General features: G+C 30.9%; 11 protein-coding genes. 10 read left to right on the top strand and 1 reads right to left on the bottom strand.

The window, feature by feature from the left end; genetic code table 11:
* Nucleotides 1-354: 354 nt before the first annotated feature.
* The 10 genes from ABD730_RS00115 to ABD730_RS00070 all read left to right on the top strand — a co-directional run bounded on the left by ABD730_RS00115 (nucleotide 355) and on the right by ABD730_RS00070 (nucleotide 10330).
* Complete coding sequence (locus tag ABD730_RS00115; RefSeq protein WP_344711735.1) at nucleotides 355-2640, top strand: response regulator; 2286 nt, start codon at nucleotides 355-357, stop codon at nucleotides 2638-2640.
* Between the two features lie 367 nt (nucleotides 2641-3007).
* On the top strand, nucleotides 3008-3811 hold the full coding sequence (locus ABD730_RS00110; protein WP_344711733.1) for a hypothetical protein: 804 nt from the start codon (nucleotides 3008-3010) through the stop codon (nucleotides 3809-3811).
* 12 nt (nucleotides 3812-3823) lie between these two features.
* Nucleotides 3824-4351 (top strand): hypothetical protein, encoded by a 528-nt coding sequence (locus ABD730_RS00105; protein ID WP_334471639.1) that lies wholly within the window; start codon nucleotides 3824-3826, stop codon nucleotides 4349-4351.
* Between the two features lie 14 nt (nucleotides 4352-4365).
* Nucleotides 4366-4707, top strand: coding sequence for a DUF4870 domain-containing protein (locus ABD730_RS00100; RefSeq protein ID WP_334471641.1), 342 nt, complete (start codon nucleotides 4366-4368; stop codon nucleotides 4705-4707).
* Nucleotides 4708-4787: 80 nt separating this feature from the next.
* Nucleotides 4788-6407, top strand: a complete 1620-nt coding sequence (locus ABD730_RS00095; protein ID WP_344711730.1) for a hypothetical protein — start codon at nucleotides 4788-4790, stop codon at nucleotides 6405-6407.
* 16 nt (nucleotides 6408-6423) lie between these two features.
* On the top strand, nucleotides 6424-7089 hold the full coding sequence (locus ABD730_RS00090; RefSeq protein ID WP_334471645.1) for a hypothetical protein: 666 nt from the start codon (nucleotides 6424-6426) through the stop codon (nucleotides 7087-7089).
* Between the two features lie 21 nt (nucleotides 7090-7110).
* Entirely contained in the window at nucleotides 7111-7605 is a 495-nt protein-coding gene (locus ABD730_RS00085; RefSeq protein WP_334471647.1) for an outer membrane protein, read from the top strand.
* 24 nt (nucleotides 7606-7629) lie between these two features.
* Complete coding sequence (locus tag ABD730_RS00080; RefSeq protein ID WP_344711728.1) at nucleotides 7630-8190, top strand: hypothetical protein; 561 nt, start codon at nucleotides 7630-7632, stop codon at nucleotides 8188-8190.
* A gap of 95 nt (nucleotides 8191-8285) precedes the next feature.
* Nucleotides 8286-9326, top strand: coding sequence for a right-handed parallel beta-helix repeat-containing protein (locus tag ABD730_RS00075; RefSeq protein ID WP_334471649.1), 1041 nt, complete (start codon nucleotides 8286-8288; stop codon nucleotides 9324-9326).
* A 2-nt stretch (nucleotides 9327-9328) separates the two neighbouring features.
* Nucleotides 9329-10330, top strand: coding sequence for a T9SS type A sorting domain-containing protein (locus ABD730_RS00070; protein ID WP_344711722.1), 1002 nt, complete (start codon nucleotides 9329-9331; stop codon nucleotides 10328-10330).
* 135 nt (nucleotides 10331-10465) lie between these two features.
* Here ABD730_RS00070 and ABD730_RS00065 read toward each other — a convergent pair whose 3' ends face one another.
* On the bottom strand, nucleotides 10466-12898 hold the full coding sequence (locus tag ABD730_RS00065; protein WP_344711720.1) for a helix-turn-helix domain-containing protein: 2433 nt from the start codon (nucleotides 12896-12898) through the stop codon (nucleotides 10466-10468).
* Between the last annotated feature and the right edge of the window lie 62 nt (nucleotides 12899-12960).

Genomic DNA, 12960 nt, shown 5'->3' with positions numbered 1-12960 from the left:
AAACATCTTTCAACACAATGAAACACCTGTTATATGTTTTGAAACATAATTGATATGATGTATTCAAGCTTCACTATAATTTTACACCTACACTAATTAAGTAGAATTTTTTGAGATGGAAAATCCCATTAAGGACAAACCAAAAGATGATAAAATATATCTCAATATAGACCATTTAAAAAAGGGAAACTATCAGCTTGAAATTCTACTAAATAATAAGGTCATCAAATCTATCAAGATTACTAAATAATATTTAAGACGCTATTAATCAGTTGTGAAAAGGGAAGTAAGTTGAAATAATCCTGAGTTAGTCATTATTTCCCTTTTCTTTTTATTAAAAGACGAGATCTGATAATGAATGAGATTTTTCAAAATACAGATGCTATAAAGGCTATTATTACAACGTTCCTATTTCAAGGTGCATTTGTATTTATTGGCTTATATATGTTATTAGTTTATATCCAAGTAAAGAAAAAAGACTATTTACTATATGGAATTTATGCTCTTCTATTTGCTGGCTATTTTTTTATAAAAATAGATTTAATGCTAGAGCTAAGATTATTTACAGATAATGTAGACCTAGAATTTAGCTTCTTATTACCCTTATTGTTTTTGCTAACTGGTCTGTATGTGAAATTTATTAATGTTTTTGCAGAAATAAAATCTCACCATGCAAGATTTTCTAAGGAAGTAGACATGTTTACGGTACTCATGTATGTGCTAGCAACAGTGACTTTTTTGTATTTGCTTATAACCAAAGACTCAGAAAACGTTGTTAAATACCAATCTTACATTTTTATACCGCTTCATCTATATTCCGTATATGCTGTAATTAGAGCTTTTATTGTCATTAAATCAAAACTAAGGTATTACATCTTGGTAAGTAATATATGCCTTATTTCTCTAACTATTTTAGGCATGTACTCTGCTTCAACAGCTGTTTATATCCAAGGTGTACATGCCAATAATTTATTTGGTTTCTATAATTTTAATGCATCGCAGCTAGGGGTTTTCTTAGAAATGCTTTGTTTTTCTTTAGGTTTAGGATATAAGTTTAATTTAATTGAAATTGAAAAAGACAAAATCAAAAAATTAGATGAGTTTAAAACTAAACTTTACAATAATATCTCACACGAATTTAAAACCCCATTAACACTAATTTCTGGTCCTGTTGAAAATCAATTAGCGAAACCAAATATTTCCGAAGATGATAAAGAGCAATTGAACCTTATTAAAAGAAACTCAAAACGCTTATTAAATTTAGTCAACCAATTATTAGACCTTTCAAAATTAGAATCTGGAAATTTAAAGCTCAATGTATCGCAAGGTAATATTACAGTATTATTAAAACAGTTAGTTAAATCTTTTGAGTATAGCGCTCAAGAAAAACAAATCAAATTCTCTTACAATATTGACACGATGGATGATGTTTGGTTTGATCCTGATGTTATTGAGAAAATCGCTACCAACTTACTTTCTAATGCGATAAAATACACCCCTATTAATGGTAAAATTACGTTTGATGCTAACTTAAATGAAAACTTTATAACAATTGCTATAGTGAATAATGGGAATAAATTAAAAGACGATGAACTTCCAAAATTATTTCAGCGCTATTACCAAAATAATAAGCTAAACGAAGGTGTTGGTATAGGACTGTCCTTAGTAAAAGAGTTAGCTGTTTTATCTCATGGTAATATTATAGCACATACTATGAATTCTGATGATATTCAGTTCACAGTAACTTTGCCTTTAGCGCTCTCCTATTTTGGTGCTACAGAAATTTCTCAGCAACCAATTCTAGATCTAACACATGAAGAACTTAAATATTCAGAAAAACACATAAATTCTGCACATATAGAACATAATCAAAAACCTATTTTATTAATCGTTGAAGATGATAACGACATCAGAACTTTTATTCACTCTATTTTTAAAGAAGACTATAAACTTTATGAAGCTTGTAATGGTAAGGAAGGTATAGAAAAAGCTATAAAACTTATTCCAGATATTATCATTAGCGATATAATGATGCCTATTAAAAATGGGATCGATATGTGCAACACCTTAAAAGAAGATATAAAAACAAGCCACATACCTATTATTCTACTAACGGCAAAATCTGGTGACAAAAATGAAATACAAGGTTTAAAATCTGGTGCTGACGCATACGTCACAAAACCTTTTAATGTTGAAAAACTTAAAATACGAGTACAACAAATTGTTGCTAATAGAAACACACTCCACAAATATTACAGTAAAAATAATGCTCTAGACTTCCATGGTATAAATGTTTCTCACACAGAAGATCATTTTTTTCAAAAACTACAAGAAGCTGTAAAAGAAAATATACTACAACCCGATTTTACATCAAAGCAATTAAGTGATTTAATGCTAATGAGTAGAATGCAACTACACAGAAAACTGAAATCGCTTACAGGTTTATCTACTACAGAATTTATTAAAAAAGAACGTATGAAAGTCGCGGTTAGTTTATTAGAACAATCGGATAGTACAATTTCAGAAATTGCTTACCAAACGGGTTTCAATACATCTTCCTATTTTATAAAATCTTTTAAGTCAATTTACAATTGCACCCCTACCGAATTCGCTTCAAACACCTTAAAACAAGCAACTTAATCACACTGTTACATAAGTACAACACTTTGTTACATAAGTGCAATCCCGTTATCAGTTAACGATCTAATTTTAGAGTATTAAAGTTATTAAATAATCGATTTGTCTATTTGAAAAAGTACAAAATGATAACAAAAGGACATACGCTTAATAAAAAAGTAGAAAACATATATATCAATTTAGATCACTTAAAAAGGGGAGACTATTTTATAAAGATTGTGCTTAATAGCAATGTTGTTAAATCTATAAAAATCAAGAAATCATGAATACTATTTTAAAGCGATTCTATTATTTGTTACTTCCATTACTGTTGCTCTGTTACGGGTGCAAAACAGATAAAAAACCAGTTATAGAAATTACAACCAATAACATGGAAATACAAACTGTTGATTCTATTCCTTCTGGTTGGAATACATTCAGCTATAAAAATCAATCTCAGGAAACACACTTTATAGTATTTGAAAAATATCCTGATGGCATAAGTGCTGCCGACACAAAAGCAGACGTATTTCCTGTATTTGATAAAGGCATGACCTTGATTAATGAAGGAAAAACAGAAGAAGGTCTCGCCGCCTTTGGTAATTTACCTCCTTGGTTTTTTAACGTTGTTTTTACTGGAGGTATTGGTTTAACCTCGCCCAATACAACCTCAGAGTCTACTATATATTTAGAACCAGGAAACTACTTAATGGAATGTTATGTAAAAATGCCTAATGGCAAGTTTCATTCTGTAATGGGTATGTTTAAAGAAATACGTGTTACAAATCATAAGAGCGCGATAGAAAAACCACGACCAACCATAGATCTCAATATATCTAGTGCCAATGGTATCACAGCAAATACGTCTTACACTAAAGGACAGCACACTATTGCCGTAACATTTACAGATCAAAAAGCACATGAACACTTTTTAGGGCATGATATTCATTTAGTCAAATTAAGTAACGAAGCCAACTTAGAAGAATTAAATCGTTGGATGAATTGGACCAACCCAAAAGGTTTTATATCACCTTCTCCTAAAGGAGTCACTTTTTTAGGAGGTATTCAAGAAATGCCAACAGGCAACACCGGTTATTTTTCAACAAATCTGACGCCAGGTAACTATGCGTTTATTGCCGAAGTACCTAGCCCAAAACAAAAAAATATGCTAAAGCTATTTACGGTAAAACAATAAAGACTTTAAGACATGAAACCTCAATTAAAATTTATACTAACAATAAGCCTCTTTTGCTTAATCATAGCTTGTAACAACAATAATACTCAAACAAATAGTATTGCTTACAGTACTAATGATTCAAATGTTGCAATTCAAGTCACCATGGAAGGCAAATCATTTGAAATAAAGCAAAATCAATTAATACCACAAATACAAACCAAGTTTCAAAACGATTCAATTCTGCTTGTTTTTAGGGATAATGATAATCCGTTACAACTCAACTTTAACCTCTTTCATACAGATATTTTACAAAAAGGCTCAGCAACATACAACATTCCAAATGTGAATTCAGAAAAACAAACTGTTGATCTCAACCTCTTTAATAAAGATAGAGATGTAAAGCAAATGAATAAACGCATCATATTTAGAAAAGGAACCATCAATATTTCTAAAATTACACCAAAAGGACTACGGATGACCTTTGAAGGAGAAGGCAGTGGAATGATGGAGTATGGTAGGAGCTTTCCAATTTCAGGACACATAAACGTTACATTTTAAAAACAACAAATCTTATGGAATCAGCAAAAACAAAAACAACATCTTCAGAAGGTAAAACAATTGCCATCATTGCCTATTTAACTATTATAGGACTCATTATTGCTTTTGTGATGAATAATGACAAAAAAGATGATTTTGCAAAATATCATATTACCCAATCTTTAGGCTTAGCCATAACAGGTCTTGCTTTGGGCATCATTGGACTTGTACCAATATTAGGTTGGCTCATTAACATCATTGGTGTCTTTGTTTTACTCTATATGTGGATTATGGGATTTATAAATGCCATTAACGAAAAAGAAAAACCTGTTCCCCTTTTAGGCACACATTATATAAAATGGTTTAACAATTTATAATCACATTTATTATGAAAACGAAACACATACTATTGATGATTTTCAGCCTCTTCATGGTCGTAAATGTAGACGCTCAAATCTTGAAAAAAATAAGAAAAAAAGCAGAACAAGCTGCCGAACGTACCATTTTAAAAAAAACGGATCAGGTTGTCTCAAAGAAAACAGAAAAAACCATAGATGATGCAACAACAACAAACAAGTCTAAAAAAAGAAGTCGTAAAAATTCAGAAGAACAAATCGAATCTGAATCAACAAATTCAGCACTAGAGCTTAACACCAAATATAAAACAGATTTCTACAAGGAAGATGTTGTTCTTAAAATACATGAAAATGGAAATAGCAATCAGACACAATATTTTGATGCAGAAGAAGTTGCTGTACGATTAGAATCTAACAAAACACCTAAACCAGGTTATACAGACAGTGAAGGATTTATATATGCTTATAATGACAAAGCACAAGCTTACAACAAATCTTCACTAATAGCATCAGGAGGTCAAGGAATGATGATGCCAAACATGATGTTAGAAATGCTAAAGCTACCTCCAGAACCATTTATGGCAAACACACAAAAGCAAATGGATAAAAATATAACCCCAAATCCGTTTAATGGTTTTGTAGAATTTGCCTTTATATACAAACCCGAACATTTTAGATATGAGGATTTTAAAGAAAGTAAACAATCCTTAAGAGGAATAAGCTATACAAAGTTTGAATTTCTAAACGAGCCTGGCTATGAAGGTAGTTATGTGATTTTTGATGACAACGATCGTCTTATTGAAATATATACCAATAAATCAGATACAAAACAGTCTATGAGTGCTTTTGACATGGACATGATGCCGCCTGGAGAAAGTCTAATTATTTACGAATACACACCTGTAGAAGTCAATCTACCACCAGCTAGAGAAGTAAAATCTCGTGGTCAAGATATGATGGGAATGGTAATGGGATCTTTTAAAAAAGATGAAAATTCAGAAAATATAAATAAAGACGATTATGATACTAGTAATTCAAAAGGTCAAGTAAAATCTGCCAGAAATGCATTAAAAAATAACAAAGTTACTGCAAAAATGTTACCCGATTCTTATGATTTTGATTGGCAACTTGAAACCGAAATATTGATGGCTTCAAGAAAAAAAGAAGCCATAGATATGACTTTCTTAATTAAAGAAAATGCAAACTATCAAGCAACAAAAATGGTAGATAACAAATCAAAAAACAAAGGTAATGCTACCATGCTATTTGATTCAAATCTTAATATTATGGTCATGTTTATGGAGACTCAAGGCCATAATTTTTTTCAAATGTATCCTATTCCTGAACTTAAAAATACTAATGACAAACCAAATTTTAAAATTACAGATTTAGCTTCAAAAACCATATTAAACTACAATTGCAAAGGCCTACAGCTTGAAGACGACAAGTATATTATAAAAATGTACCATACTATAGAAGCACCTATAAAACTTAGTCATTTCATGAACTTTAATGGCGTAAAAAACATGGATTTACCAGACATAGATCCCAAAATTCTATCCCAATTCTCTAATGGTTTAATTATGGAAATGGAAATGATTGATAAAAATAAATCTAAGAATAATATAAGTATAACAGCAAAATCTCTAGACAAGAAACCTACAACGATAAGTAAAAAAGATTATCAATCAATGAATTTACTCTCTGGATTTAAAAATTAATAAACAAAACCACGTTATGAAAACAAATTTTATAAAAATCATATTGACGGTCATAGTACCCACAATGTTACATACCTGCTCAAGTAGTGATGACATCACTAATGACGACGACCCACAATCTCAAAGTAATTATATGTATTACAGCATAACAGGTAGTGCTGTTAATCATTCATTTACTATTTCAGAATCTCAGGAAATTGAAAATGATAATATAACGATACTTGGACACGTATATAATGAAGGAACAACGCAAGTTGCAAGTTTAGTGTTTGCAAGGTCATTACCTGGTGATGATTTTAAGGAGATTTATATGACACTTCCTACTAATATAGGTGAATTTGCTCTTGGTGAAATTGAAACAGGATCAACCGGTAATATAACAGAGGAACCTATTTTTAATATGAAATTTTTGTTTGGAGAACTATATGCTTTCTATGATGGTGATAATGATGGTGATAATGATTTGCTTACTCATTTACTTTCAAAAAATATTAGTCTAACAATTACTGAATATGAAGAAACCTATAATGATTTTGGAATTTTAACACTTGGACATATTAAAGGGAGTTTTGAAGGGCAGGCATATTACAAAGCCTATACCGGTCCAACTTCTGAGCCAGAAGAATTACTACACTCTGTCACAGGTAGCTTTGAATACACGATACCTAACAATAACTTGTAAAATAATCTTAAATATTTAATCATGAAAAAAATCCATTTATTAATTACAGCCATAATTATTATCACATTTTCTCTTACAGCGTCAGCTCAATCAGACACAAAAATAGGAGCACTATTAGGTTATGGTACCGAAATTAAAACTATAGGTTTAGGTGCTAATGCTGAGTTTCCAATAATGGAAAAATTAACCATTTCACCATCGTTTATTTATTATTTACCTAAAGATGAAAGCGGTATAAAAATAAACTGGTTTGAAGTTAATGCCAATGCCAACTATTACTTTCTAGATGAAGAAAACATTAATGTTTACGGTATTGCAGGTCTTAACTACTCTAGTATTAAAGTAAAATACGAAAACAGCTTTGGATTAGGAGGTGATTTCTCTAGTAGTGATGGTCGTATAGGGCTCAACTTAGGCGCAGGTGCCAATTTTAACATCGGAAGTAGCATCACCCCTTTCGCAGAAATAAAATACGTCATAATAGATGGTGGCAGCTTGTTATTGCAGGCGGTGTAAAGTTTAATTTATAAATCCTATCATATGAAACCTATATTGCCTACAATAAAACTCTTATTGCTCTTATCGTTAGTTACGATGTCTTGCAGTAAAAATAATGATGATTCTAATGATACTCCACAACAACTTATTTATATCAATTATAGTGTCACAGGCAACCAAGTAAACGATACGTTCAATATTGTGACTGATAATATCAGTGATCCAAGTGTAATTGCTGTAGCTAATATTTTTCCTGAGAGCAATTCTCAAACCTTAAAGAAGGCCGTAATCGTTTATAACGATATCAATCAATCTATTAATGCTTCATTAAGTATTCCTGCAAGAACAGGTTTGACTGAAGTATTAGATGGTCATACAGATTTCGATTTACTTTTTGGATTTAATGATTTAGAATTAGGTCTAGAAGCCAAATCTATTTCTGTAGAAGTTCTGCAAATTGAACATAATGATATTTATGTTACTAGTATAAAGGGATCTTTCCAAGGAATTGCTGTTGATAAAGTCAATATCAATGGCGATGAAATTGAGGAAACTTACATTGTAGATGGAGAGTTTGAGTATAATGCGTACAGCAACAATTGACACTTTATAAAAAACAAATACACTACTAAAAAGACACTTTTAACCCGACTTAAAAAAAACATATCACACATTTATTAATTAAATAAATACATATTATGAAAACTTTAAAAATTACTATTTTATGCACATTACTGAATCTATTTGGCTTTTCCCAAACGATTCACACCGTTGACAACCGAGATCAATCTGGAGCCCAATTTACAGATTTGCAAACTGCTATAAATACAGCTAGTACAGGAGATATAATTCAAGTGCACCCTTCTCCTAATTCTTATGAGTCTATAACTATTGATAAAACGCTCACTATTATGGGGCTTGGTCACAACTCTGATGTTACTGGAGGCGAAATCGCTAGCCTTAATACCATTACGTTTATTAATAATTCAGCTGGTTCACAAATAAAAGGTTTATCAATTAACAATATAAAGTGCGGTACATCTAGTACTAGTCCCGATCAAACCAATATGCACATTATTAACAATCGTATTAGATCTAATGTTACCGGATCTACTACTGATAACCTTAGTGATGGGTGGATTATTGAAGGCAATTATTTTTCAAGTACTAGCACTAATATAAACTCTCAAACAGGGACTAACAATTGGCAAATAAAGAATAATTTTTTAAGAGGTTCCATTACTAATCTCAATAATACTTCAATCGTTACAAATAATATATTTCTTACCACATTTAGTTCTGAAACATTTTTCTCTTATTGCTCTAACACATTAGTAAATAACAATATTTTCTTATCTACAGGGACTCTAACAGAAATAGGCCTATATAGTTCTACAATAACGTTTGTAAGTAATATAACCTACAGCTATTACGGTGCTACTATTAGTCCGTTATCAGGAAGCAATAATTTAGATAATACCAATCCCTTATTTGAAAACGTACCATTTGAATCTGTAACTGATTTTTATATTAACGACTTTAATTTAGCTAGTGGATCACCAGGAATCAATGCAGGAAGCGATGGAACAGATATAGGTCTTTATGGAAATAACTTTGCGTTTGATCCCAATGGAAGACCTAATCTTACTCCATATGCGGAAAGTATCACCATTACAAATAGTGTTGTTGCTCCAGGACAAACACTTAATGTAGACTTTACTGCAACACAAAAACAATAGTAATGAAACGTATTTTACTCATCCTGATTTGCACTATAGGCGCATTTTGTAATGGCTGGAGCCAGATTACAGATGCCGAATATTTTATAGACCTAGATCCTGGTGTTGGGAATGCCAATGAATTAGCAGTTACTTCTGGCAATACTATTAGTTCAAACTTTAGTATACCAACCAATGGATTAAGTAATGGATTGCATGTACTCCATATCCGAGTTAAAGGTACTAACGATATATGGAGTATGTATTATCGTGATTATTTTTACATACATACTATAGAAATTCCTCCTGTAGGCTCAAACTTAAGTGAAGCTGAATACTTTATCGATACCGATCCTGGTGTTGGCAATGGCACTTCCTTATCTATTACACCTGATCAAACACTCAATGATACCTTTAATATTCCAACTGCAGGTCTCGATAATGGCTTACATGTATTACATATACGTGTAAAAGATTTAGACCATAATTGGAGTTTGTTCTACAGAGATTACTTTTATATTCAAACCATCTCTAATGTTGTTTCATCACCTATAACAGCTGCAGAATACTTTTTTGATACTGATCCAGGAATTGGTAATGGTGTATCAATTCCAATAACCGAAGGTTTTACAATTAATGAAACTTTAGCCATACCCGTTCCTGAAGATATGACCGATGGCAATCATTATTTATATCTTAGAGTAAAGAATATGGATAATAACTGGTCTGCATACATATTTGAACTCTTTAATGTAGACAGTAGTTTATCGGTAGAGAATTTAGACCATACAAATTTTAAGGTTTTTCCTAACCCAACACATACGATATTAAATGTTCAATTTCATACAGATGTAAACTATTCATTAGAACTGTTTGATATACATGGAAAAAAACTCATTCATACAACAACCAATAGTAGACTTGAAAAAATGGACTTTTCAAATTATCCTAAAGGGATGTATTTACTGCACATAATAGAACAAAACACTAATAAACGTTCTGTTGCTAAAATCATTAAATCATAGAATTCAAGAGTTAAAGAGTTAGTAGCCTTTCAAAAAAAGCTTCGCTATCGAAGCTTTTTTTTATGCCATTGAGTGAAATCTAGACATAGCACCTTTATTACTATCATTAACCTATAACCTAGAAAAGTGTAATAATTATGATTTTAATTCTTGAAGGACCAATCGTAATTCTCCATAAGAATATTTATCATCTATTTGATGTTTTAAATCTGAAAGGTTTTCGAAAGTAAGAGTTGGGATAATCGCTTTTAATTCTTTATAATGTGTTGAAGACATTAAATCCGTAATTTTCACTTCACCTGAAGCAATAAAATCCGCTAGATGTCCAAATATAGTATTAGAATTTAATTCACGTTCTAAGGCAATTTGATCAATTGATTTTCCCGATTTAAATAAATCTAAAGATATCTTCTTGGTATCCCCTTTTCGTTTTTTAGGTTTTAATTCATCAAATACAGAATGATCATTAGAAGTTTCAATATCATTTTCATTACAATAATCCGTTATAACTTTTAATATGTCTGCTCCATATTTTTCAATTCTCGTTTTACCCATACCATGAACCTCTTTCAATTCTTGTTTAGAAGTTGGTAGTAATTCACACATGGCATATAACGATTTTTGTGTAAAAATTTGAAAATGAACTAAGCCTTCACGTTTAGCAATTTGATTTCTTAATTCTCGTAATAATTCAAACAGTTCAACATTAGTTGTACCATCTATAATTGTTTTACGCTGTTTTTTGGGCTTTTCTTTACCTAAGAATACTGATTTTGCTCTTAAGCTTAAAAATGTATCTGTATTGAAACCATCAGTTAAACCTTCAAAGTAAGAAAGCTTAGTTTCTAATAGTTCCTCTAAAGTATCTAATTGCTTATCAATATCTTTTTGAATGGCTTTGTTATCAGTAGAAAAATTTACCCCTTTTAAAGGAGCTTCTATAGTTGAAGTCGTTTGATCTTTAAAATAACCCAAGGCTTTTTTAAACCGTTGTTGCACCACTTCGCTCAGCTCAGGAATGTCTTTAAGATTGACTAAAGTTTGTAATTGTGATTTAAAACCATTACTTATTTTAAGAAGATTTGTTACACTATCTTTAATAGTAATAATCGGAGCTTCTATTGTACCTTCAATACTACCTCTGTTTTTATAATAAATATCTAAAACACGATTAGCAGGATAGATAAAACCATAAAAATTGAATACTTCTGAAATTAAATCTAATTGATAATTACGTTTTGATTCCAATAAAATAGAATCATTAGGTTGATTTTCTTCTGCCTTCTTATTAAATTCAATAACATTATAATCACTAATTATTTGATTCGATTCAATTTTACTTTTTAAAACCAAACCTTCTAATGATTTACAACGACTCAATGCCACATAAGTTTGTCCGTGAGCAAAAGCTCCCTGAGCATCAATAATTGCTTTTTCAAAAGTTAATCCCTGACTTTTATGAATTGTAATAGACCAAGCTAAGCGCAATGGAATTTGTGTAAAACTACCTATTTTATCTTCAGAGATGGCTTTGGTATCAGCATCAACGGTATATTTTATATTTTCCCAAGTTTCTAATTTTGTAGTAATATTAAAATCGTCATCCGGACAGTGTACAATAACTTCATCCTTTTCTAATAATATCACCTTTCCTATTTTACCATTAAAGTATCGTTTCTCTTGAGAGCTATCATTTTTAATAAACATAACCTGTGCTCCAACTTTTAACTCTAATGTTTCTTTATTAGGAAAAGAATGCTCTGGAAAAGTCCCTTCAATAATGGCTTTATATGTCCATGTTTTGCCTTTCAACTTATCTAACTCTACCAAATTAGTTTGTCGTGCTTTATTATTATGTGTGGTTAGGGACACATACCCATCATCTTCATTGGGTTCAAAATCTGGTAAAAACCGTTTGTTTAATTCTTCGGCTAAAGCAATGCTTAAATTATTATTCCTGATTTCATTCAAAATATTAATAAACAGCGGATTTTCTTGTCTATAAATATGTTTTAATTCTATAGTAATAGGATTACAATTTTGGTAAGAAATACTACTAAAAAAGAATGCATTCTTATAGAAGGGCTGTAGAAGTCTCCACTCATGATCCTTTATCACTGGAGACAATTGTTGTAAATCACCAATCATTAACAACTGTACGCCGCCAAATACTTTATTCCTATCCTTGTAACGTCTTAAGGTTTTATCTATACCATCTAGTAAATCAGCTCTAACCATACTAATCTCGTCAATGACCAATAAGTCTAAAGACTTAATTATATCTATTTTAGTTTTGCTGAATTTTCGTTTGAAACTTGATGAGGACATTTCATCATTTGGTAAAATAGGTCCAAACGGCATTTGAAAAAAAGAATGAATTGTAACACCTTTAGCATTGATGGCAGCTACTCCTGTAGGAGCAACAATGACCATTCGTTTATTTCCCTGAAGTTTTAGTTTATGTAAAAAGGTAGTTTTACCAGTACCAGCCTTTCCTGTTAAAAAGACATTTCTATTAGTATTGTTTACAAACTTCCATGCTAAATCTAATTCTAAATTTTCTTTCATAATTCAATTCCAAATAAAGAATGAAGATAATAAAAAAGGTTAATTGATTTACTTCACGATAG

The sequence above is a fragment of the Winogradskyella damuponensis genome (assembly GCF_039538385.1).
GTDB lineage: Bacteria > Bacteroidota > Bacteroidia > Flavobacteriales > Flavobacteriaceae > Winogradskyella > Winogradskyella damuponensis.
The sequence above is the reverse complement of the archived record's forward strand: the minus strand, read 5'-3'. Positions and strand labels throughout refer to the sequence as shown.